Origin of the sequence: Allobosea sp. LjRoot237 (assembly GCF_964253285.1) — a bacterium.
Lineage (GTDB): Bacteria > Pseudomonadota > Alphaproteobacteria > Rhizobiales > Beijerinckiaceae > Allobosea.
In genome coordinates this window covers 25507-48799 of sequence record NZ_CAXUQP020000001.1, presented here as the reverse complement: position 1 = coordinate 48799, position 23293 = coordinate 25507, and the positions used below count along the sequence as shown (strand labels likewise).

Genomic DNA, 23293 nt, shown 5'->3' with positions numbered 1-23293 from the left:
GCAATGTGATGACGTCGAAGAGGACGGCGCCTCTTGGCCGGATTGCCGCTCAGCGAACTCGACCAGCCGCTCGGGCAGGCGAAGCGCGCACACGCGCCGCGACCCTATGGGCGCTGGCTCTGGCGCAGCCTGACCAGCGCTCTGGCCGTCACCTTCGCCGGTCTTGCCCTCTATGCAGCGCTGAAACGCGACCCCGTCGGCGGCGAGCCGATCGCGACCGCCGTGATCCGCGAGCGCCCCGTAGCTCCCGATATCGCCAGGGCCCTGCTTCAGTCCGCCGCGCCCGAGGAAAGACGCGGCCCGGCCAGCGCGAGCCAGCTCGAAACCGACTCCGGCGTCACCGTCGTCCGGCCGGGCGCCGATGCTCCCGGCGCGGTCATCATCACCGTGCCCGACGACGGCGCGGTCAAGCTCGCGCCGGCGCCGGACAAGCGGCTCGTCGAACGCACCCGGCATGGCCTCTTGCCGAAGATCGGCCCCGATGGCGCGACACCGATGCAGGTCTATGCCCGCCCGCTCGGCCCCACCCCAGCCGGCAAGCCGGCTGGTCGGATCGCGATCCTCGTCGGTGGCCTCGGCATCAGCCAGAGTTCGACCAGCGAGGCGATCGCGCGCCTGCCGGGAGCCGTCTCGCTCGCCTTTGCCCCTTACGGTGCCGATCTGGAGAAGACCGTGCAGCGGGCGCGCAGCGAGGGCCACGAGGTCTTCCTGCAGGTACCGATGGAGCCGTTCGACTACCCAGACAACGATCCGGGGCCCCATACCCTGCTCATCGGACCGAAGGGCAGCGATAATCTCGACCGGCTGCAATGGGTGCTCGGCCGCGTCACCGGCTATGTCGGCATCGTCAACTTCCTCGGCGGCCGCCTGACGGCCGACGATACGGCGCTGACGCCATTGCTGCGCGAGCTCGCCGGACGCGGCCTGATGGTCGTCGACGATGGCTCCTCGCCGCGCAGCCTGCTCGCATCGGCGGCGACAAGGGCCCAGATCCCGGCGCTCAAGGCTGACCTCGCGCTCGACGCCGTCCCGCGCGCCGAGGCGATCGACAGGGAATTGCAGCGGCTGGAGACGCTTGCCCGCGACCAGGGCGCCGTCATCGCCATCGCCAGCGCACTGCCGGTCACGGTCGAGCGCATCACCCGCTGGGCCCGCACGCTCGAGAGCAAGAACCTGGTCATCGTCCCGGTCAGCGCCGCCCGCGGCTTCCGCACCCCTTCGACCACCGGCTCGCTGCGATGATGAAACCTCCCGCCGGCTACCGCCCCTGTGTTGGCCTTGCCCTGTTCAACCCGGCCGGCCTCGTCTTCATCGGGCGCCGCGCCAACCGCAGCCAGCGCGAGCATGTCGCGCCGGGCCATGAATGGCAGATGCCGCAAGGCGGAATCGATGCCGGCGAACAGCCGATCGAGGCCGCCTATCGCGAATTGCGCGAGGAGACCAATGTCGCGTCCGTCTCGCTGCTCGCCGAGGCGCCCGACTGGCTGAGCTACGACCTGCCGCGCGAGATCGGCAAGGAGGCCTGGCGCGGCCGCTATCGCGGCCAGTCGCAGAAATGGTTCGCCTTCCGCTTCGAGGGCGACGAGAGCGAGATCAACATCCTCGCTCCGGCTGGCGGCCACAAGGCGGAATTCGACGCCTGGCGCTGGGTCCCGCTTGCCGAGACACCCGACCTGATCATTCCGTTCAAGCGCGATGTCTATCGCGAGGTCGCGCGCCTCTTCGCAGGGCTGGCGCGATGAGCGCCCGGCGCAAACGACGGGACCGTCACGAAACCCTTACATGGCGGCCCGATTCTGCCGTGATGACCGATTCGGTGCAGAAGCTCTACGCCGCCGTCCTCTCGGCCCGCGCCCGCGATCCAGCCTTGTCGCGAACCGCCAAGCTTATCCGCGAAGGCGTGCCAAAAATGGCCAAGAAGCTCGGCGAGGAAGCGGTCGAGGTCGGCATCGAGGCGGTGCAGAACAACCGCCCGGCAGTCGTCCGCGAAAGCGCCGACCTTCTCTACAATCTCGTCGTGCTGTGGAGCGAGCTTGGCATCACACCCGGCGAGATCTGGCGCGAGATGGACCGGCGCGAGGAGCTCTACGGCATTGCCGAGAAGCTGCCGAAATCCCGGCATGGCGGCCAGCCGCCGGTCGGCGAGACAGGCAAGGACGGGACACAGCGCGAAGCCCCGCATCCGCTCCTGCTCCATGGCAAGCACCGCTGACGGCTTCTTGGCAGCCATCTGGTCCGGGCTCCGAGAGAAAGCGAACGAACAGGGCAGAACGGGGCTTGCCAAGCGCAGCGCGAGCCTTTAAGTCGGCTTTCGTCAGCCCCGGCGGCCTTAAAAACCGCTCCGCTGTCATGCGCCCGTAGCTCAGCTGGATAGAGCATCAGACTACGAATCTGAGGGTCAGAGGTTCGAATCCTTTCGGGCGCGCCATTTTTTTCAACGAGTTAGCCAAGTTCCACCGTTTCAATTTCGTAGTCTGAAACGGTTTTTGCTGGCAGCCGCGATCGCGCCGCATTTCATACGCTGCCGCTTTCCATTAGCTTCGACGGATCCGGTGCGTTGATTGCTAAGGCCCTCTGCCAACCGCAAAAGCCGCTCTCTGTCCGCTCTCAAACAGAGCGAGGCGACCAATCATGGCCCGATCACGCGCAAAATGCCTCGTGTCACCAAAGGCAGCATGCCTCGCTATTCGGATTGGCCGTATTTGGACTTGTAGCACTCCTCCGGCGCCAGCCATTCCGCCAGCAAGGCCAGTGGATCCAAAAATCGCCTCATACGATACCGTCAGGAGAGCGGTCACTACAGCCGCTTCATGCCCTGGCATGCTGCGGCGGAGCACAGGCTCGACCTCGCCTTTGTCCGCAGTGAACTCGCGATACGGCATGCGGTGCACGGTCGTCGTGACACACCACGCGCCGCCCCGCGGCCGGTCTAGCCGAGACATCAGGGAAGCGCGCTGTCGCCCGCATTCGTGTCGGACCTCAGTGCGCTGATCGAAGATATTCAGCCCGACCTCTGGATTCATGGACACGATCACGGTTCGCACGGTTATCGCGTCAGCAAGACCCGTGTTTTCGCCAATCAGCCCGGTTATCCAAATCTCCACGGCGACAGAGAAAACCGCGGCTTTGATCCGCGCTGCGTGATCGAGATCGGGCGCGTGAGTACATGAGCGCGAACGCGAGCAATATGAGGCGTTCCGCGGGACGCAAACGACAGCCATTCGGCGTTAGATGTTTGATCCCGGATTTTGATGGTGCAATCTCGACGCCGGATTCGAGGGACGCGCTATGGGCTAGGTTCTTCACGGGAGCGCCACGACGACTGAGGCAGTCCGTCGAGCGATACAAAATAGTCAAGCGAGCCTGAGGGCGCTGGCGAAGCGCTACGGCATCAACCAGAAGACGGTCGCCAAGTGGAAGAAACGGACCTCTGTGGCCGATGTGCCGACCGGGCCGAAGAACCGCTCCTCGACGGTGCTGACGATTGAGGAAGAGGCCGTGGTGGTCGCCTTCCGGCGGCACACGCTGCTTCCACTTGATGACTGCCTGTACGCGCTGCAGCCCACGATCCCGAGCCTGACGCGCTCGTCTCTGCATCGCTGTCTGCAGCGCCACGGGATCAGCCGCCTGCCCGAGGTCGAGGGCGAGAAGCCGGCGAAGACCAAGTTCAAAAGCTATCCGATCGGCTTCTTCCACATCGATCTGGCGGAGCTGCGGACAGCCGAAGGCAGGCTCTACATGTTCGTCGCCATCGATCGCACCAGCAAGTTCGCCTTCGTCGAGCTTCATCGGCACGCCAGGCGGCGCACGGCCGCCGACTTCCTCCGGCGGTTGATCGCAACGCTCCCCTACAAGATCCACACCGTGCTGACCGACAACGGCATCCACTTCACAACGCCGGGCGCCGGCGGATCGGCAGTCCCGCTCATCAAGGAAGCCATGGCCAAGGGTGAGCTGTTCCGCACCCATGCCTTCGAGCTCGCCTGCGCCAAGGCCGATATCGACCATCGCACCACCAAGCCGAAGCATCCGTGGACGAATGGCCAGGTCGAGCGAATGAACCGGACGATCAAGGAAGCGACGGTCCAACGCTACCACTACGACAGCCACGATCAGCTCGAACACCACCTCAACGACTTCGTCGCGGCCTACAACTTCGGGCAGCGGCTCAAGACCCTTAAAGGCCTCACGCCCTACGAGTTCATCTGCAAGCGATGGACAATCGAGCCCGAAAACTTCAAGCTCGATCCGATCCAGCAAATGCCGGGACTAAACAGCTAGCGCCTCTCCCGCCGCCGAGAAGAAGTTGGCTTCGCTGGCGAGCGTCTTTGTCCAATCGGCCGCGCTGATCGCAGAGCCGCTCGGCCTCCCGATGATGCGCGACCCCTGCAGAATGATCTTGCCGGAAACGAACCTGAGTGTCCGTTCTCGTCGCAGCGCTCAACATCGACCTTCGAAACGTTTTAGACGCTTATGAAGCCATCAGCGGGAGCCAGTCTGCCGCTTGAGCCCCTTGCATCACGACCGCTCGCGCGATGACGTCTACATTGTCGAAGTTCGGCCCGCTCGACTTGCAGGCCTTCGCGAAGGCGTAAGGCAGGCCGCTGGGCGGGCACCGAATTGGTCTAGCGAGGCAACTCGCCACGACGCGACGCTGCAAGAACATCGGCGATGCGCTCATCGGCCAGGCCGTAATCCGCCCTGGCGACCTCGGCGGAGATGTAGCCCAGCGCTAGATCTCGCTCGATACTGCGCTGGCCCCGTTCGCCGGGTGCGCCGTAACCCGCCCCGCCAGGGAAGGCCATCACGACCTTGCGGCCATGTGGCACGAACTGCTTGCCCTTGCCTTTCATCGCCGTGCCGTCGTCGAGCGCGATCGTGGTCGGTGCGCCAGCGCCACCGCCGCGTCGGCCCCGGGCGGGATGGTGGACACGGTCGAACATCGCCTGGATGTCGAACTCATAGCCCTCCCAGGCGCCGACCTCCATGTGCTGGCCGAGGCCGCCGCGATGCTGGCCGGTGCCGCCTGAATCGGGCCTGAGCTCCTTGCGCCAGACGATCACCGGCCCGACCTGCTCGGTCGCCTCGACCGGCATCGTCATCACGCCCGAGGGGAAGGCGGTCGCGTTCATGCCGTCGAGCGTCGGGCGGGCGCCCGAGCCACCAGAGTTGAAGGTCAGCACCTCGGCGCGGATGGGTTCGGCCGGCACCGGGGCGTCGCTGCGCGGCCTGAGCGAGACCTGGAAGTTGCACAGGCTGCCAGCCCCTTCGGCGGGGGCGACGCCGGGCAGGATCTTGTCGAGCGCATCGTAGATCGTGTCGGGCACCATATGGCCGATGATGTGACGCAGCGCGACCGGGGCCGGCCAGAGCGCATTCACGATGGTGTTCTCAGGCGCGACGATCCGGAACGGCGCCAGCGAGGCGGCGTTGTTGGGGATCTCCGGCGCGATCGCGCATTTCAGCGCATAGCAGGTATAGGCCTTGGTATAGACCAGCGGCACGTTGATGCCGTTCTTGTCGAGACCGGAGGTGCCGGCCCAGTCGCAGAGCACGCCGTCCGACTCGATCGAAATTCTGACATGCAGGTCGATCGGCCGGCTGTAGCCGTCGATCCGCATATGCCCTTCGGCCTGCGCCCGCGGCAGCGCCGCGATCTTGTCCAGCGTCGCCTGTCGCGAGTTCGTCAGGATGAAGTCCGATATGCCGGTGAGATCGGCAAGCCGGAATTCGGTTATCATGTCGATCAGACGGCGATGGCCGATCTCGTTGCAGGTCGCCAGCGCATAGACGTCACCGACGAGCTGATCGGGCTCGCGGACATTGCCGCGGATGATCGCGACCAGCGTCTCGTTGACCGTGCCGCGGTCGACGAACTTCATGATCGGGATATGGAGCCCTTCCTCGTAGACCGAGTTGGCGTCGGCGCCGAAGCCGCGCCCGCCGATATCGACGATATGGGCCGTGCAGGCGAAGAAGCCGACGAGGCGTCCGCCATGGAAGGAGGGGGTGACGACGGTGATGTCGTGCAGGTGGCCGGTGCCTTCCCACGGGTTGTTGGTGATGTAGACGTCGTGCTCGCAGATATTGTCGCGCCCGATCCGGCGGATGAAATGGGCGACGGCATCGGCCATGGCGTTGACGTGGCCGGGCGTGCCCGTCACCGCTTGCGCCAGCATCTCGCCCTTCTCGTTGTAGACGCCGGCCGAGAGGTCGCCGGCCTCGCGTACCGAGGTCGAGAAGGAGGTGCGGATGAGCGCCTGGGCCTGTTCCTCGACGACCGAGATCAGGCGGTTCCACATCACCTGATAGGCGACTTGCGAGATCTCAGACATGGGCAGCCTCCTTGCGGGCCGCCGCGCGTGGCGCGGACGAGGTATCCTGCTGGTGGATGTCGATGCAGCCGTCGTTCAGCGTCACGGCCATGCGGCTCGACGGCACGATGATGGTGGTCTCGTCCTCGGTGATCACGCCGGGCCCGCTGACCTTGCGGCCGGCCGGCAGCGCATCGCGGCAGTGGACCTCGGCTTCGACGCGCCGGCCAAGGCCGGCGTCGAAGACCGAGCGGCTGCCCTCGGCTGAGGCTTCGTCTGTTCCTGACAGAGGTTCGACCGGCACAGTCGCGGCTTGCGGCGTATGGGCGTTGACGGACCAGACGGTGATCTCGGCTTCGAGTCCCTTCACCGTGCGGCCGAACAGATTGGCGTATTCATGCTCGAAGCGCTGCAAGATGACAGCCGGCTCGGCTCTGCGCGCCTCCTCGGGCGTCAGGATGACCGGGATCTCCCAGCCCTGGCCGGCATAGCGCATATAGACCTTGTACTCGGTCAGGATCTCGCCATCCCAGCCGCAGGAGCGCACGACGTGTGTCGCCTCGTCCTCCATCTCGTCGAAGAGCTGCGAGACCCTCTGCACGTCGAAGCGCGCCAGCCGCATGAACAAGGTCCGATTCGCCTCGAAGCTGAACGGTGCCCGCAGGAAGCCGATGGCCGAGCCGACGCCGGCTCCCGGCGGGACCAGGCAGCGGGCAATGCCAAGCTTCTCGCAGAGCCGGCCGGCATGCAGCGGCGCGGCCCCGCCGAAGGCGATCATCGTATAGTCGGACAGGTCCTCGCCATTCTCGACGGCGTGGACGCGGGCCGCATTGGCCATGTTCTCGTCGACGACCTCGGCGACGCCCCAGGCGCTTTCCTGCGCGTCCATGCCGAGCCTGTCGCCGATCTCGTGCTTCAGAGCGCCCACCGATTCATCCGCGAAGAGCGGGATCGTGCCCGCGGCGAAGTTGTGCGGGTCGATCTTGCCGAGGATGACGTCGGCATCGGTGACCGCCGGACGCTTGCCGCCACGGCCATAGCAGGCCGGGCCGGGCTCCGAGCCGGCGCTCTCCGGCCCGACGCGGATCTGGTTCATAGAGTCGACATGGGCGAGGCTGCCGCCGCCGGCGCCGATCTCGACCATGTCGATCACCGGGATCGAGATCGGCATGCCCGAGCCCTTCTTGAAGCGATAGGTCCTGGCGACCTCGAAGACGCGCGCGGTCTTGGGCGTGTAGTTCTTGATCAGGCAGATCTTCGCGGTCGTGCCGCCCATGTCGAAGGAGAGCACCTTCCTGAGCCCATGGCGGGCCGCGATGTCGGCGGCGAAGACCGCACCGCCCGCGGGGCCGGATTCGACGAGGCGCACCGGAAACTCCGAGGCGCTCTCCAGCGAGATGATGCCGCCGCCCGAATGCATCAGGAAGATCGGGCAGGAGGCGCCTTCGGCGGCGAGCCGCCCCTTCAGCCGGACGAGATAGCTCTTCATCAGCGGTTTGATGTAGGCATTGGCGATCGTCGTGTTGAAGCGCTCGTATTCGCGCATCTGCGGCGAGACCTCCGAGGAGAGCGAGATCATCACGCCGGGCAGCCGCTGCGCCAGCACGTCGTGGATCATCCGCTCGTGCGCGTCGTTTACATAGGAGTGGAGCAGACCGACGGCGACGCTCTCATAGCCCGCCTCGCGCAATTCGTCGGCAAGGGCTTCGACCGCGGCCCGCTCCAGCGGGATCAGCACCTGGCCGCGCGCATCCATCCGCTCCCGCACCGTGTAGCGACGGTTTCGCGGCAGCAGCGGCTCCGGCAGGGTCAGGTTGAGATCGTACTGCTCGAAACGGCTCTCTGTGCGCATCTCGATGACGTCGCGGAAGCCCTCGGTGGTGATCAGCGCGGTCTTGGCGCCGCGCCGCTCGATCAGCGCGTTGGTGGCCAGTGTCGTGCCGTGGATGATCTGCCCGACCATCGAGACGGCGACGCCGGCCTTTGCACAAACCCGGTGCATCCCTTCGATTATGGCATCCTCGGGCGCGCCGTAGGTCGTCAGAACTTTGGCCGAGAACCGTTGCCCCGCCTGTTCGAGCACGACATCCGTGAAAGTTCCCCCTATATCGACGCCCAAGCGGGTCCCGAGAGTGGACATGGCCGTTTCGCCTCCATTGCCTGACCGGGGGGAGGATAGGAAGGGCACTCGATGCCGTCGAATTATTATTCCGAATATAACTCGATACAGAATGTTTATCGGCGGCCTGCGGATGGCACCGGCGTTAATGATGGCGGGCGGCGCGGTCGCTGGCGAGCTCGGCCGCGCGCCTGAGCAGGAAGCTCGCGGGCGTATGAGCGAAGGAGGCCGTGAAGACGAGAGCGCTCGGCTTCCAGTTATAGGGGATCTCGACCAGCTCGCCGGCAGCCAGCGGCTTCTCCACGACCGTCCGAGGCAAGGGAGCGATTCCGAGGCCGTCGATCGTCATCTGCAGGCAGGCCGACAGGCTGCTCGATGGCACGATCCGCATCGGCTTTTCCCAGAGCTCGCGGAAATGCGCCGAGAGCTCGACGAAATGGCGCGTATTGCGCGCATGGGTCAGGATCGTATGGGCAGCCAGCGTCGCGATGTCGGAACCGGCCAGCGCGAGCCGCGGTGAGGCCACCCAAAGATAGGGTACCGAGCCAAGATCGATATTGGTGATGTTGAAGTTCGAGATCGGGCCGTTCAGCAGGCAAAGATCGAGCGCCCGTGAAACCAGCTCCTCGCGCAGGTTGATGGTTAGATCGACCCTGAGCTCGACATCGACATTGGGGAAGACCTGCCGCAGGTCGAGCATGTAGTCCCGCAGCCAGGTCTGGGCGATGAGTTCCGCCACACCGAGCCGAAGTATGCCGATCTGCTGGTCGGAGCGGATCGACTGCTGCGAGAACTCCTCCGACGCGACGAGGACCCTTTCAGCATGTCCGAGCAGCGAGTGCCCGATCGGCGTGAGCGCGACGGAGCCGGAGTCGCGATGAAACAGCCTGACGCCCAGCACGGCCTCCAGCTGCGAAATCCGTACTGAAATGTTGGGTTGGGTCGTGTTCAAGCGTTCCGCCGTTGCCCGGAAGCTGCCGAGCTTGGCGACCCAAACGAAGCTTTCGAGCTGCTTCATGGTCCAGTTCGGCATCGCCCCTCCGGAGACAGTTAGGTCGCTGGGCGATGGTGGCCCGCGGTGCTCAATAAAGAAAATGCATCACGAAAACAGAAAAATTCAATTGGATGTTATCGCGGGAACACGGTGGAGTATCGACGCCGGCTATCGAGCCCATGGCTTGCATGCCGCGTTCGCGAACCCGTGCGGGCTTCCAGTCCGCGCCGAGGCAAAAATGAGGGAACGATGAACCGCAGAGCCCTGATTGCGTCCGCTGCCCTTGCGATGAGTGTCGGCCTGACCGCGCCGACCCTGGCCCAGACGAGCTGGACGATGGCCTCCGGCTATCCGGAGAGCAGCTTCTTCACGCAGAACATCCGGCAGATGATCAAAGAGATCGAGGAGAAGAGCGGCGGCAAGCTCAAGATCGACTTGCGCTCCAATGACAGCCTGATCAAGCTCGACGCGGTCAAGCGCAGCGTCCAGTCCGGCCAGATCCAGATCGGCGAAATCCGGCTCGGCGTCTATGGCAACGAAGCGGCGATGTACAATCTCGACAACATCCCCGGCGTCGCGACGACGTATGACCAGGCCACCAAGCTGACGGAGGCCCAGGCGCCGTTCTTCGACGCCATGTTCAAGAAGAACGGCATGCGGGCGATCAGCTATGTCGCCTGGCCGGGCCAGGGCTTCTACACCAAGCAGCCCTTGAAGGGGCTCGCCGACCTCAAGAGCCAGAAACTGCGCATCTATTCGAAGCAGACCCAGATCATGGGCGAGAAGCTCGGCATGGAGGCGCTGATCCTGCCGTTCGCCGAGGTGCCGCAGGCGTTCTCGACGGGCATGATCCAGTCGCTCTGGACCAGCGCCCAGACCGGGACCGACGTCCAGATCTGGGACTACGTCAAGCACTTCACCTACACCGGCACGATGCACAACAAGAACGCGATCCTCGTCAACGAGCGCGCATTCCGCCAGCTCGATGCGGCGACGCAGAAGGTCGTGACCGAGGCCGGCGAGGCCGCGAGCAAGCGCGGCTGGGAGCTCTCCAAGAAGGCGAGCGAGGAGCGCGAGAACGTTCTCAAGAGCCATGGCGTGACGATCGCCCAGGCGCCGAAGGACGTGCTCGACGCGATCGAGGCTGCCGGCAAGGGCATGGTCGCCGACTGGCTGACCTCCGCGACCGCCGAGGAGAAGGCCGTCTACGAGAGCTATCGGAAGAGCCTGAACTAGGCCGTCAGCCGAGATGCCGACTTCCACGAAACCATGGCCAGCGGGGTTACCGGTGATACGGGGGGTTCTCGACAAGTTCTATGAGGCATGCGGCTACCTGGCCGCTGCCTTCATGATCGGCATCGCCGTCGCGATCGTCGCGCAGATCACCGCACGCATGCGCGGCGTGACGCTCGACGCCACCGAGGCCGCGGGCCTCTGCCTGGCCGCATCGACCTTCTTCGGCCTGGCGCACACCTTCCGGCGCGGCGCGCATGTGCGCATCAGCCTGATCGTCGACCGGTTCCCGGCCCGCTTCCGGCAGGGCGTCGAGATCTTCAACTGCCTGCTGGGCGCGGTGGTCGTGTCGTATCTCGCCTGGCATGTCGGCGGGCTGGCACTGCAGTCCTATGAGTTCAACGACATCAGCCCGGGGCTGCTCGCCATGCCGTTCTGGATTCCGCAGACCGGCGTGGCCGTCGGCGTGACCGCCTTCGCGATCGCACTGATCGACGAACTCGTCTGGCTGCTGACCGGCGGCCGGCCGCGCTACGAGGCGCCCGACGAGATCGGCCTCGACCGACCCGTGGCATAGGGGCCTGTGATGGATCCGATCGTTGTCGCCTCGCTGATCCTCGCCGGCTCGTTGCTGTTCCTGCTCGCCAGCGGTGTCTGGGTCGCCCTGTCACTCCTCACCGTCGGCATGGTGATGATGGGCCTCTTCACCTCTGCCCCGATGGGATCCCTGATCGCCTCGACATTATGGGATTCCAGCTGGGGCTGGGCCCTGACCTCGCTGCCGCTCTTCATCTGGATGGGCGAGATCCTGTTCCGCTCGAAATTGTCGTCCGACATGTTCCTGGGCCTCGCCCCCTGGGTGTCGCGGCTGCCCGGTCGGTTGCTGCATGTGAACGTGCTCGGCTGCGGCATCATGGCGGCGGTCGCCGGCTCCTCGGCGGTGACCTGCGCCACGATCGGGCGCATCAGCGTGCCGGAGCTGGAGAAGCGGGGCTATCCGCTCAACATGACCATCGGCACCCTGGCCGGCTCGGGCACGCTCGGCCTGCTGATCCCGCCCTCGATCATCATGATCGTCTATGGCGTGACCGCCGAGGTCTCGATCGCCCGGCTGTTCATCGCCGGGATTCTGCCCGGCCTGCTGCTGATGGCACTGTTCATGGGCTACACCGCGATCTGGAGCCTGCTCAATCCGCAGAAGATGCCACCGGCGGATCCGCCGGTGCCCTTCCTCGAGAAGGTCTATCGGTCGCGGCGGCTGATTCCGGTGGCGTTGCTGATCGCCTCGGTGGTCGGTTCGATCTATGGCGGCATCGCGACGCCGACCGAGGCCGCGACCATCGGTGTGGTCGGCGCGCTCATTCTCGCGGCAATCGGCGGTGGCCTCACCCGGGAAAGCTTCATGGGCGGCCTGATGGCGGCAATGCGCACCTCCTGCATGATCTCCTTCATCATCGCCTGCGCCGCCTGCCTGACCATCGCCGTCGCCTTCGTCGACATCCCACGCTCGCTGGCGGGCTGGGTCGCCGCGATGCAGCTCTCGCCCTATGCGCTCCTGGCGGTGCTCGCCGTCTTCATGCTGATCCTGGGCTGCTTCCTCGAAGGCATCTCGATCATCGTGCTGACCTCCTCGGTGATGCTGCCGATGGTGCAGGCCGCCGGGATCGACCTGCTCTGGTTCGGCATCTTCGTGGTGGTCCTGATCGAGGCGGCGCAGATCACCCCGCCGGTCGGCTTCAACCTCTTCGTCCTGCAGAGCATCACCGGCAAGGACATCCTCGCGGTAACGAAGGCGGCGATCCCCTACTTCTTCGTACTGATGCTGCTACTCGTCCTGATCACACTGTTCCCGCAGATCGTCACCGCCCTGCCGAAGATGATGACGGGGTAGGCAAGAACCCAAATGGCGTCCGCTTTCGGGCGCCAACACAAGGACCGCTCCAGGCGCGAATCTGACAATCGCGGGCGCGAAGCCACCCCGCCTATGTGCACGCTAGAACTCTCCCGCGCTCTGAAGCGGCTTTATTTCATCCCACAAGTGGTGTGTTCTGACCGCGTCAGATCAGCCCCAACCCCTTGAAGCTGGCATGGCCGTCGCGGCCGACGATGATGTGGTCGTGGATGGCGATGCCGAGCGGCTTGGCGATATCGACCAGCTCGCGGGTCATGCGCATGTCGGCGCCGGACGGGGTCGGGTCGCCGGAGGGGTGGTTGTGTATCAGTATAGTCTAAGAAAAAATCGCTTTCAATACAGATACTTAGGCAATATTGAAGTTTAAATTGGGTATGGGTCTGGTACATGTATTCCGTGACGCGCGGTGATCATCACGTGGTGTTCCAGTTTATATTTCATATGCCGTGATGGTCACGCCTCATCACGGATTCGGAACGCCAGAAACACTACTACGACGCTGGCATGTGAAGAACAAGGACTCAGCTTCGATGGCTCGAACGCCGAGCCCTTGGCACGTGCTGATTCAACCGCGGGCGCGAACACCTCTGGCTGCGCCCGCCCGAATTGAACGGAGCGCGGCATGAGCATGACCAGACGACGCGTGCTGGTGGCGTGCGGCGAGGTGACAGCCTGCGCAACGCAGGGCGCTGGCGGTGTCGCTCATCCTGCCTCGCGATCGGCGCCAACCGTCGCGAAGGGAAGGGACCTCGTCCGCCTGCACTGGACCAGGTTCGACCGATCCCACCGATCCAGCTCCTCGACCGGGTATAGGACCGCCTTACCGATCTTAATGAATGACGGGCCGATCCTCATCGATCGCCGGCAATGGTGCAACGGCTTGTTGCACCCGGCGGCAATGCCAAGAGCCGATCGAACGTGGCCAAGAGAATTCGACGCCCGCGCGGCAGTTGGTGATCCGTTCTGCAACTCCTCAGAAATGTCTTCCGGACGACCGAACTCGTGCCAAGTATTTCCGCGGGCTGTTTCAATACAATCGGCGCGCAGCAGCCCCGCAGCAAATCTTTGACGGTCCACTTTGAGGTAGCCGAACAGGCACCGCGATGCCGTCTTTACGTCGCCAGGCCCAGGATCTGCATGTCCCGTGCTTCCTGACAGATATACAAGGATCATCAGTTTGTGGGTACCGATGCCTCCGCATCCCAGGCGTCGGCGCGCAGATCGCTGACGCCCGCGACGAGGTTGCGCTTTTCGATCTTGTTCGAGACCGTGCGCGGGAAGCTCTCGACATAGGCGTAGAAGCGCGGAACCTTGAAGGCGGCGAGGCTCTTGCGGGCATGCGCCAGGATCGCTTGAGGTGGCAGATCGGCGCGCGAATATCCGGACTTGAGCTGAACGTAGATCTTGATCTCCTCGCCGCGCTTGACGTCCGGCACTGGCACGGCGGCGCAGTCCTCGATCTGCGGCAGCTCACGGATCACGGCTTCGATCTCCCGCGTCGCAATGTTCTCCGACGAGCGGCGGATCATGTCCTTGAGCCGTCCGACGAGCCAGAGAAAGCCCTGCTCATCCGCCTCGAAGAGATCGCCGGTGCGGAACCACCGGAGCCCACCGTCCTCCGCAGCGCGAAAGGCCTCGGCATCGGCGTCCGGCCGGTTCCAGTAGCCCGTGAGCAACCCGCGCCCGCGCACCCAGAGCTCGCCGCGCTGGCCGGTTGGAACGGGCTTGCCCTCCTCGTCGCGGATCGTGGTCTGGCGGAAGGGCCCGTCGATCCCGACCGAGCCGGAATCATACATCGCCTCGAAGCCCGCCGGCATCAGCGTGCCGAGCCCGATCTCGGTCATGCCGAAGCCTTCCCGTGCTCTGACACCGAAGCGCCGTCTGAACGTCCGGCACGTTTCGCCTTCCCAGCCGAAGGTCGCGACCTGCTTCAGTGCCGTTGCGTTGTCATCCGGCGCCTCGGGCTGGCGTGTCATCAGGATCGGGAACTGGCACCACTCGATACCGTATTGCTTCACCCAGCCGATGAAGCGCGAGGAGGAGAGCTGCGGGGCGACGAACAGCGTCCCGCCGAGCACCATCGTTTTCAACAGATGCCATTGCGGGTCCATGTAGAAGAAGGGCTGCGCCGTCATAAGCCGCGAGACCATCTCGACGTCCCAGCTCGCGGCGCCTTGCGCCAGGACCATCCAATAGTCGTGGCTGAGCATGCAGCCCTTCGGGAAGCCCGTGGTGCCGGAGGTGTACTGGATGTTCATCAGGTCGTCCGGGCCGATGCCGGGATCGGGCGGTGCTGCGTCGGATGCGGCTGCGACGAGCGCATCGAGATCGACCATGCCTGGCGCGGCCTTGCCGTCGGGCACCAGGGTCCGGGCCGCGGGCGGCAGCCGATCGCGTTCCTCGACCGCCGCCAGCGTGTCCAGATGGACCGGATCGATGACCAGCGCCGTGGCACCCGAATCGCCGGTGACGTAGGCGATCTCGCGCGGCGTGTAGCGCGTGTTGACCGGTACATGGATCGCGCCGAGCTTGGCGAGCGCGAGAAACAGCAAGGGATAGAGGATCCGGTTCGGCAGCATGACCGCGACCCGGTCGCCCTTGCCGACCCCGAGTCTTGCGAGCGCATTCGCGATCCGGTTCGAGGCCAGGTCGGCCTGCGCACAGGTCGCGGTCTCGCCTCGGTCGAACACATTCAGGAAGGGATTGTCGCCGAGTTCAGCGGCACGCTTGCGGCAGAACTCGCCGATCGTGGTGGCGAGAAAGGTCGTCTCAAGCGCCTTGATGCGGGCCTTCTCCGCCGCGAGCTCTGCCGGACTGATCTTCGTTGCCATTGCCTCGCGCTCGCTACTGGTCATCACTCTTGCGGAAGAAGCCGGTGCCGGCGCCGGGCCCGTCATAGGCGACCCGCTGGAAGCGGAAGAGCGTGCCGGCATAGTCCATCGCCTGCTCCCGTGGCATGTCCATCGCTCGGTTGTAGGCTTCGAGCTCGACCTGGACCGCCACCGGCGGATGCTTGGCGATCGCACTCGCCATCGCTTGCGCCTCGGCCATCAGGCGCTCCGGCGCGACGATCCCGTTGATCAGGTGGACGGCGAGTGCCTTGGCGGCGCCGATACGCTCACCCAGCAGGAGCATCTCCATGGCCACCGCCTGCGGAACGACGCGGCCGAGGCGCGTCATCGCACCGGCGCCGCCCATGCCGTAGGTGATTTCGGGAAAGCCGAACTGCGCGCGCTCCGTCGCAACCCTCAACTCGGTCAGCAGCAACAGGTAGATCAGGCCCTGGCCGAGGCAATAGCGGTCGACCGCGCCGATGATCGGCTTCACGCGGCGCATCCGCATCACGTCCTGTTCCCAGCCCGGCCGCGTCAGCCCGGCGCGCGCGTCGTGACAATGCGGGGAAAGATGGGCCTCCAACGCCTCCTGCGGTGAGAGTTCCGGCAGCACGGTCCGGATATCGTCACCGGCGCAGAAGCTCTTGCCGGGCGAACCCGTCAGGATGCCGACCCGGATGGCGGGATCGCGGTTGAAGTCGGCCAGGGCGTCGAAGAGCTCCCGGTGCATCGCCGGCGTGAAGACGTTCACCTTGCCATTGTCGATGGTGAAGGTGGCGATGGCGCCGGTCTTGGAATAGCTGAGCGGCATGGAAATCCTTCAGGATGCGGGGCGCAGGCGCGCGGCAAGCAGCACGACCGCGCTCATGACGATCAGGACGAGGGTGGAGACGGCGGCCAGCAGTGGCGAGAAGCGCAGAGTCGCCTCGTCCCACATCAGCTTCGGCAGCGTCGACTGCAGTCCGCCCGCGGCGAAGAGCGCGATGTTGAGCTCGTCGAGCGAAATCACGAAGGCGAAGAGTGCCGCCGAGACGATGCCGCCGGCGATCAGCGGCAGCGTCACACGCCGCGCCGTCGCCAGGGGAGAGGCGCCGAGGGATGCCGCCGCCTGGTCAAGCCGCCGGTCATAGGTCTTGAGCACCGCCGTGACGGCGATGAAGACATAGGGCAGCGCGATCACCGCATGGCCGATGACCAGCCCCGTTACAGTGCCGACAAGGCCGAGCCGGGCGTAGACATAGAACAGCGCCACCGCGATCACCATGCGCGGCATCAGCAGCGGCGCGATCATCGCGGCGAAAGCCGCACTCGCACCGCCACCTTCGAGGCGTTGGAACGCGAAGGCCGCAGGTACGGCCACGACGAGGCAGACCCCCGTGGTCAGCAGTGCGACAACGAAGGAGCGCCCGGCTGCATCGAGCCAGGCCGGGGAGGAGAACACCTCCCGGTACCAGCGCAATCCGAGGCTGGACGGAGGCCAGGACAGGAACTCCTGTCCCGAGAAGGAGACGGGCAGCAGCAGCATCAGCGGCACGATGAGGAACAGGATCGCAAGAACGGCGAGCGCCATCGTCCCGGCGCCTCCCTGGGCGGGCCTCGGCGGGGGCAAGCGCAAGGTCTCCGCCAGCCGCGCCGCAAGATCTCCCAGCCCGCCGCAGAGTCGCAGGCCGATGCCACTCCCGGGCAATGTCCCGCGCCTGACCTCACCCGACAGGGTCGAGAGGCCGACGGCCTTGTCGAACAGCGCGAAGAGGACGAGCGCGGTCGCGAGCAGGAGAAGGCAGAGGATCGCGGCAAAGGGCCAGTTCACCAGTTCGGTCACCTGCTGGATGACGAGCTGCGTGATCATCGTCTCGCGTGCGCTGCCGAGCAGGGCAGGCGCCATGAAGAAGCCGAGCGCCGAGATGAAGACCAGCAATGCCGCGGCCGTGACGCCCGGCATGGAAAGTGGAAGATAGACACGGAAGAACGCCTGCACCGGCCGCGCCCCGAGCGTACCCGCGGCTACCGTCAGGCCGCGATCGATCCGCTCCATCACGCCGACCATGGTGAGGATCGCGAAGGGGACCAGCACATTGGTCATACCGATTACGACCGCCGCCCAGCTATAGAGCAGGTCGACCGGCCGGTCGCTCAGGCCTGCGGCGACAAGCCCGGCATTGACCGGCCCCTGCCGGCCGAAGATCACGATCCAGGCGAAGATGCGCACGAGGAAGCTCGACCAGAAAGGAAGCAGGACGAAAAGCGCCCAGGTCGACTTGCGCCGGGGATCGGCATTGGCGAGCACATAGGCCACCGGGTAACCGATCAGCACGCTGAGCAGCGTCACCCATGCCGAGATCTTTACCGAGGCGACCATCACCTGCACATAGGTGCCGGCGGCCCACATGCGGCTCGCATGCTCCAGCGTCGGTGCTCCGTCGCGATCGAGGAAGCCCTGTGCAAGGAAGCTGCCGATCGGCGCAACGAAGAACAGGCCAAGCAGGAGAATCGCAGGCCCGAAAAGCAGAAGGCGCTGGCCGCGGCGCGTCACGAGGCGCTCTCCATCAGCGGAACGACATCCTCCGCCGCCGCCATGAGCCAGACGTCGCCCCCGATTTCGATTGGCTGGCCGCCGCCAAGGACCGTCATCGTGAGCCCCGCGCCATCGTCGCCGAGGATCGACAGGCGTCGCACGGACCCAAGGTCGATGACGTCCACCACCTTGCCTTGCAGGCACGCGGCTTGCGGCGTCGGGGCGAGGCGCAGCCGCTCGGGGCGGATGAGCACGGTGACGGGCTGGTCTGAGGCTGGCAGGCGGTCGCCATGGGCCGTGGCGAGCAGCCGCTCGCCGACCCTGACGCGCCCGTCCTCGACGATGCCGGTGATCAGGTTGCTCTCGCCGACGAAGCTGGCGGCGAAACGCGTGCGGGGGCGCTCATAGAGCGCAACCGGTGCATCGACCTGCTCGACCCGCGCCTCATTCATCAGGCAGACGCGGTCGGAGAGCAGCATCGCCTCGTCCTGGTCGTGCGTGACGTAGACGATGGTCTTCTTCAACTCGGCATGCAGCTTTCGGATCTCGAGCTTGAGCTCGTCGCGCAGCTTCTTGTCGAGCGCCCCCAGCGGCTCGTCCATCAGCACGAGCTGCGGATCGAAGACGATGGCGCGGGCGAAGGCGACGCGCTGCTGCTGCCCGCCCGACAGCTCCCGCGGCAACCGCGTGGCGAGATGGCCGAGGCGAACCAGCTCGAGCGCGCGGCCCACGGCGGCCTTGAGCTCGGCCTCCGGCCGCTTGCGCATGCGCAGCGGGAAGGCGACATTTTCGAAGACGCTGAGATGCGGAAACAACGCGTAGTTCTGGAAGACGACGCCGATCTCGCGTTGATAGGCCGGGGTCCGGGTGATCTCCTTGCCGTCGAGCAGGATCTCGCCGCCGGAGGTCTCGGTGAGACCGGCGATCATCATCAGCAGCGTCGTCTTGCCGGAGCCGGACGGTCCCAGCAGGGTCAGGAACTCGCCGGGCGCCACCTGCAGACTGGTCGGCTGCAGCGCGGTGGCCTCGCTATAGCGTTTGGTGACGCCACGAATATCGAGCTTTGGACGTGTCAAAGGATCAGCCTTGGCGGGCAGGCGGCGCGGGCTCGCGCACCTGCGGGAGAGCGATCGAAAGGCAAGCCACGGCCTCAGCCGACGACCCATTTCGTGAAGCGTTCGGTGGCCTGATCGCGGGTCCGCGTCCAGAAATCGACATCGACGAGGATTGCGCTGGCCTTGTTGGCCGGGAAGGTCGGCATGGTCTTGGCGACATCGGGCTCGATCTTGTCGAGCGCGGCCGGAATCGTCGGGCCATAGCCGGTCGCTTTGGCGAAGATCGCCTGGCGCTCCGGCGCCAGCGCAAACTTGATGAACTCGCGGCAAAGATCGGCTTTGGGGCCGCCCTTGAGGATCACCCAGCCCTCGGACTGCCAGAGTGCCTGCTCCCACATGATCGCAACCGGCGCGCCGGCATTGATCGCGGCCTGGATGCGGCCGTTCCAGCTCGGACAGAAATCGACCTCGCCCGATTGCAGGAGCTGCGTCGACTGTGCCCCGGAGGTCCACCAGGCGGAGATGTCCTTCTTGATCACGTCGAGCTTGCCGAAGGCGCGATCGAAGTCGAGCGGGTAGAGCTTTTCGGGCGTAGCGCCGTCGGCCAGCAGCGCCTGCTCGACACTGTCGACGGGCGAGCGGCGCATCGCCCGACGGCCGGGGAATTTGGCGATGCCGAGGAAATCCGCCCAGCTTTTCGGAGGCGTCTTCACGCGATCGGTACGGTAGCCGAGGACGGTGGCGACGACGTCGTTGCCGGCATAGAAGGGCGAGCGAAAGGTTTCCGGCAGCGCTTGCCAGCTCGGCTCGCTCTCCAGCTTCAGTGGCTCGAGATAACCTTGTCCGTCCGCCGCGAGCTGGTTGGCGACCTGGCGCGCGACGATCGACATGTCCCAGGTGTAGGTCTTGCTGTCGACCATCTGCTTGATCTGGCCGATCGGATCGTTGGCGCCGGTGATCGGCTGCACCTCGATCCCTGTGGCCCTGGTGAACTCGCGTCCATAGGCGTCGTTGAAAGATGTGCCGATGCCGAGATCGCGGACGACGATGCGGCGCGTCTGCGCCCTGACGATGGTCGGCATCGCCAGTGCAGAGGCGGCGGTGCCAAGTCCGGTGACGATCTGACGGCGCGTCGGCTGCGCAGGCTTTGCCATTGGCTCGATCCCCATTTTAATTTTATGACATTACTGTCAGTTTTTGTAAGCTGACACGAGTGTTAGTTTTTGACAAGATGGGCGACGACGGAAATCGAGACGATCTTGAAATGGCCAAAGGCAGCACGGCGCCCAGCCCGGCAATCGAAGCTCCGGGTCAGGATGGACAGCCGGCGCCGCGCCTGACCGGCCTGCTCGAAACCGCAGCCTCCGAACCCGGACTGCGCAAGGGCGAGCGGACGCGCCGCCGGATCATCTGGGCAAGCGCGGTTGCCCTGGAGCAGACGCCCTTCGCGCTGCTCTCGATGGACCGGATCGCCGAGATCGCGTCCGTCTCGCGTGCGGCGCTATACCAATATGTCGCCTCGAAGGAGGAAGCTGCACGCCTCGTGCTGCTGGCGCTGCAGGATCTCACGCTGACCATGCCGAGCGGCGGTGCCAGCGCGCGCTCCCCGCTTGAAGCGATCGTCGCGACTAATCGCTATTACATCGATTATTTCGAGAAGAACGCTGTCTTCATGGAGCGGGTCCGCGAGCTCCGTGAAACCCTGCCCGGGCTGATGGCCGAGAAGCAGCGGGTCAATCGCCGCTGGGCGGAGCGTGTCCTGGCCCATGCCGTCCGGCACCGTCCCTCTCCGCTCGATCCAGCCCGGCTGAAGCTGCGCGTCTTTGCCATGGAATGCATGGTCGACGACGTGCTGCGGGAGATCTTCGTGATTCGAAACCCGGATATCATCGAAGCCGCTGCGGATCGCGAAATGCTGATCCAGGAGTTGTCCGCGATCTGGTTCAAGGCTCTGTACGACGCCGATTGACACGACCCACCGCTGCGGTTGCCGGGAGCCCGTTTTCAGCGCGGTTTTACTCGGATGCGAAGCTGCTTGCCTGCTGCGGACACAGTCACGCCTCCTCAGGCGAGCACGCGCCTCCGCTCCGAGACAATGTCCTGCAGCGCGCCCAGGAATTGCTCCGTCGCCGCATCGTCGACGGCCAGGGACAGCGCAATGAAGCCACGGCGGGCGAGATAGAAACCGCGCTCGAGCAAATCCAGAAAGACCAGTTCCTTGAGGCGATCGTCGCTGCCATCGAGATTGTCGAGGCTGTTCACCGGGCCGCGCACGGCATGGATGTTCATCAGCGAACCTTGCCCGGTCGCCTGGAGCGAGACATCGGCACTGCGGAACAGAGCGTTCAGACGTTCTCGCAACTGCTCGCCGCGTGCGTGCAGCGCCTCGGCGACATCCGGGGTGAAGACCTGCGTCAAGGCGGCGATGCCAGCCGACATCGACAGCACGTTGTTGTTGAAGGTTCCCGCGTGCGGCAAGGAGCCGGGTTTCGACGGATCGTATATCGCCATGATGTCCGCCCGTCCGCCGAATGCTCCGAACGACATGCCGCCGCCGATCCATTTGCCGAGCGTCACGAGATCGGGTTCAAGCCCGAGCAGGCCATGGGCGCCGCTGCGGCCGAAACGTGATGTCATCACCTCGTCGAGGACAAGAAGCGCTCCTGCGGCGCAGGTCTCCTCGCGCAGCATGGCGAGAAAATCCGGGCGGGCGGGAATGCAGCCGCCCGATCCCATCATCGCTTCGGTCAGGACGCAGGCGAGATCCGATGCGTTCTCGCGGATCAGGCGGGCGGTCGCATCGGCATCGTTGTAGGGCGCGACGATGAATTCGTAGGGAGCGTTGATCGGAATGCCGCCGCCGCCAAAATAGAGCAGGCCGCCGTGATAGCCGCCCCGGAACACCAGCACCTTCGACCGCTTGGTGGAGGCGCGTGCCGTGGCAATCGCCATCAGGTTCGCCTCGGTGCCGGAGTTCGTGAACCGCACGCGTTCGATTGCCGGAAAGCGGGCGACGACATGCCGGGCGAGCTCCACCTCGAACATGTTGTGCCCGCCGAGATTGACGCCGCCGTCGAGCGCGGCGTCGATCGCGGTGCGAATGACCGGGTGGGAATGGCCGAACAGGCCGGCCGTGTATTCGCCGAGCAAGTTGATGTAGCGGTGGCCGTCGGCATCGGTCGCGATCGCCCCTTCGCCATGAGCCAGGCGGAGCGGAAACGGGTCATGGTAGAGGACCGTGCGCGTGTTTCCGCCCGGCATAACCTCGCAAGCACGCTGGTGGACGGTCCGCGATTTCGGGCGCCTCTGCTCGTAGCGTGCCCGGGCTTCCACCAGTTCGTCGTCGATTGTCCTGTTCAGTCGCGCCGCATCCATGATCTGCCTTCCACCAGTCGCCGTTGATGCGCCAACCTCAGGCCGGTGCATTCTTGTCAAGAGATAATTGTACGTTGTACAATTTATTTGTCGAGAGACATCGGCAAGGAATTGCTCGGCGAGGTTTCGCGGCATGAACGCGGCTGCTAATTGCGACATGTCGAGGATGGAACCGGCTCGACCGCAGCGAACGCCGTGGAGAACATGCAGGAAGCCGAGCAACGCAAGCGGCGAGGACGTCCCAAGCGCGACGAGGTCCTCGCGCTCGATCGCGAGCAGATCGTGGCAGAGGCGTTGCGTCTTATCGACGAACGCGGGCTGGAGGCCTTCAGCCTGCGCGAACTCGCACGGGCTCTCGGCGTCTTTCCGACCGCGCTGTACTGGCACATGCCCGGCGGTCGCAACGCCGTACTCGGTGCGGTCGCAGCCACGGCTTTCACCGATGTCGTCCCGCCTGCCGAGGATGCGGTCGGCGATTGGGAGACCTGGATCCGCGCGCTGTTCACCCGATACCGCGGATCGCTGCGCAAGCACCCCAATATCGCTCCGCTGCTCGGTGCCCAGATTGTCTCGAACACGGGCGTCGACATGGAGATCGTCGAACGGATTCTCGCGGCGCTGGAGTCGGCGGGCTTTCGCGGCGAGCGGTTGGTCGATGCCTACAACACAGTGGTCGCAGGCATGCTCGGCTATGTCACGCTGGAGCTCGCCCCCGGCCCGACCGAAGACGCCAGCGAATGGGCGCAAGCCTTCGAGGCCGAGATTCGTTCTGTCGATGCCGACCGCTTTCCCCGACTGGCACGCAATCTCGATCTGTTCGCCAATCGCGCCTTCATCGTCCGATGGCAGGGTGGCGCTGAAAAGCCGATGACGCACAGTTTCGACTTTTACGTCGAGACGCTCATCACCGGGCTGCGGGCACTGTCCCGCGGTCCGGCGTGA

The 23293-nt window shown here is 65.1% G+C and carries 19 protein-coding genes, 1 tRNA gene and 1 pseudogene; 11 read left to right on the top strand and 10 right to left on the bottom strand.

Annotation, left to right across the window (positions count from 1 at the left end; translation table 11 throughout):
* Window positions 1-33: 33 nt before the first annotated feature.
* From ACSQ24_RS00200 to ACSQ24_RS00175, 6 genes are all read left to right on the top strand, one after another.
* Window positions 34-1242 carry a divergent polysaccharide deacetylase family protein gene (locus ACSQ24_RS00200; protein ID WP_436092750.1) on the top strand — a complete coding sequence of 403 codons (1209 nt, stop codon included), beginning with the start codon at window positions 34-36 and terminating at the stop codon, window positions 1240-1242.
* Entirely contained in the window at window positions 1239-1742 is a 504-nt protein-coding gene (locus ACSQ24_RS00195; protein WP_436092749.1) for an RNA pyrophosphohydrolase, read from the top strand. Before ACSQ24_RS00200 ends, ACSQ24_RS00195 begins: the two co-directional genes overlap by 4 nt.
* Before the next feature lie 62 nt (window positions 1743-1804).
* The gene (gene hisE / locus ACSQ24_RS00190) at window positions 1805-2212 is read left to right on the top strand and encodes a phosphoribosyl-ATP diphosphatase (RefSeq protein ID WP_436092748.1); all 408 of its coding nucleotides are present in this window, start codon (window positions 1805-1807) and stop codon (window positions 2210-2212) included.
* 139 nt (window positions 2213-2351) lie between these two features.
* Window positions 2352-2428: transfer RNA gene (locus ACSQ24_RS00185), tRNA-Arg, on the top strand.
* A gap of 541 nt (window positions 2429-2969) precedes the next feature.
* A complete protein-coding gene (locus tag ACSQ24_RS00180) occupies window positions 2970-3170 on the top strand; it encodes a hypothetical protein (protein WP_436092747.1) in 201 nt (66 codons plus the stop codon).
* Between the two features lie 172 nt (window positions 3171-3342).
* Window positions 3343-4281 (top strand): IS481 family transposase, encoded by a 939-nt coding sequence (locus ACSQ24_RS00175; protein WP_436097785.1) that lies wholly within the window; start codon window positions 3343-3345, stop codon window positions 4279-4281.
* A 344-nt stretch (window positions 4282-4625) separates the two neighbouring features.
* Here the strand turns inward: ACSQ24_RS00175 and ACSQ24_RS00170 are convergent, their stop codons facing one another.
* The 3 genes from ACSQ24_RS00170 to ACSQ24_RS00160 form a co-directional block, all read right to left on the bottom strand.
* Window positions 4626-6335 carry a hydantoinase B/oxoprolinase family protein gene (locus tag ACSQ24_RS00170; RefSeq protein ID WP_436092746.1) on the bottom strand — a complete coding sequence of 570 codons (1710 nt, stop codon included), beginning with the start codon at window positions 6333-6335 and terminating at the stop codon, window positions 4626-4628.
* Window positions 6328-8454: a hydantoinase/oxoprolinase family protein gene (locus tag ACSQ24_RS00165; RefSeq protein ID WP_436092745.1), complete on the bottom strand. Its 2127-nt coding sequence runs from the start codon at window positions 8452-8454 to the stop codon at window positions 6328-6330. Before ACSQ24_RS00165 ends, ACSQ24_RS00170 begins: the two co-directional genes overlap by 8 nt.
* 124 nt (window positions 8455-8578) lie before the next feature.
* Window positions 8579-9466 carry a LysR family transcriptional regulator gene (locus ACSQ24_RS00160; RefSeq protein WP_436092744.1) on the bottom strand — a complete coding sequence of 296 codons (888 nt, stop codon included), beginning with the start codon at window positions 9464-9466 and terminating at the stop codon, window positions 8579-8581.
* Between the two features lie 210 nt (window positions 9467-9676).
* Here ACSQ24_RS00160 and ACSQ24_RS00155 point away from each other — a divergent pair, with 210 nt between their 5' ends.
* From ACSQ24_RS00155 to ACSQ24_RS00145, 3 genes are read left to right on the top strand one after another with little or no spacing between them, the layout of a single operon-like run.
* Window positions 9677-10663, top strand: a complete 987-nt coding sequence (locus tag ACSQ24_RS00155) for a TRAP transporter substrate-binding protein (RefSeq protein WP_436092743.1) — start codon at window positions 9677-9679, stop codon at window positions 10661-10663.
* Between the two features lie 52 nt (window positions 10664-10715).
* Window positions 10716-11237 (top strand): TRAP transporter small permease, encoded by a 522-nt coding sequence (locus tag ACSQ24_RS00150; RefSeq protein WP_436092742.1) that lies wholly within the window; start codon window positions 10716-10718, stop codon window positions 11235-11237.
* A 9-nt stretch (window positions 11238-11246) separates the two neighbouring features.
* A complete protein-coding gene (locus tag ACSQ24_RS00145; RefSeq protein WP_436092741.1) occupies window positions 11247-12551 on the top strand; it encodes a TRAP transporter large permease in 1305 nt (434 codons plus the stop codon).
* A 166-nt stretch (window positions 12552-12717) separates the two neighbouring features.
* On the opposite strand, the pseudogene ACSQ24_RS00140 reads toward ACSQ24_RS00145, so the two are convergent.
* The 6 genes and pseudogenes from ACSQ24_RS00140 to ACSQ24_RS00115 form a co-directional block, all read right to left on the bottom strand.
* Window positions 12718-12885 (bottom strand): annotated as a pseudogene (locus tag ACSQ24_RS00140) (JAB domain-containing protein); the annotation flags it as partial.
* Between the two features lie 859 nt (window positions 12886-13744).
* Window positions 13745-15403 carry a class I adenylate-forming enzyme family protein gene (locus tag ACSQ24_RS00135; protein ID WP_436092740.1) on the bottom strand — a complete coding sequence of 553 codons (1659 nt, stop codon included), beginning with the start codon at window positions 15401-15403 and terminating at the stop codon, window positions 13745-13747.
* Between the two features lie 13 nt (window positions 15404-15416).
* Window positions 15417-16217 (bottom strand): enoyl-CoA hydratase/isomerase family protein, encoded by an 801-nt coding sequence (locus ACSQ24_RS00130; RefSeq protein WP_436092739.1) that lies wholly within the window; start codon window positions 16215-16217, stop codon window positions 15417-15419.
* A gap of 9 nt (window positions 16218-16226) precedes the next feature.
* Window positions 16227-17939, bottom strand: a complete 1713-nt coding sequence (locus tag ACSQ24_RS00125; RefSeq protein ID WP_436092738.1) for an ABC transporter permease subunit — start codon at window positions 17937-17939, stop codon at window positions 16227-16229.
* Complete coding sequence (locus tag ACSQ24_RS00120) at window positions 17936-18997, bottom strand: ABC transporter ATP-binding protein (protein ID WP_436092737.1); 1062 nt, start codon at window positions 18995-18997, stop codon at window positions 17936-17938. The genes ACSQ24_RS00125 and ACSQ24_RS00120 overlap by 4 nt, the downstream gene beginning before the upstream one ends.
* Window positions 18998-19071: 74 nt before the next feature.
* The gene (locus tag ACSQ24_RS00115) at window positions 19072-20130 is read right to left on the bottom strand and encodes an ABC transporter substrate-binding protein (RefSeq protein WP_436092736.1); all 1059 of its coding nucleotides are present in this window, start codon (window positions 20128-20130) and stop codon (window positions 19072-19074) included.
* 110 nt (window positions 20131-20240) lie between these two features.
* Here ACSQ24_RS00115 and ACSQ24_RS00110 point away from each other — a divergent pair, with 110 nt between their 5' ends.
* A complete protein-coding gene (locus ACSQ24_RS00110; protein WP_436092735.1) occupies window positions 20241-20945 on the top strand; it encodes a TetR/AcrR family transcriptional regulator in 705 nt (234 codons plus the stop codon).
* A 95-nt stretch (window positions 20946-21040) separates the two neighbouring features.
* Here the strand turns inward: ACSQ24_RS00110 and ACSQ24_RS00105 are convergent, their stop codons facing one another.
* Window positions 21041-22573: an aspartate aminotransferase family protein gene (locus ACSQ24_RS00105; RefSeq protein WP_436092734.1), complete on the bottom strand. Its 1533-nt coding sequence runs from the start codon at window positions 22571-22573 to the stop codon at window positions 21041-21043.
* On the opposite strand from ACSQ24_RS00105, the gene ACSQ24_RS00100 reads away from it, so the two are divergent.
* Window positions 22556-23293 (top strand): TetR/AcrR family transcriptional regulator C-terminal domain-containing protein, encoded by a 738-nt coding sequence (locus tag ACSQ24_RS00100; RefSeq protein ID WP_436092733.1) that lies wholly within the window; start codon window positions 22556-22558, stop codon window positions 23291-23293. The genes ACSQ24_RS00105 and ACSQ24_RS00100 overlap by 18 nt on opposite strands.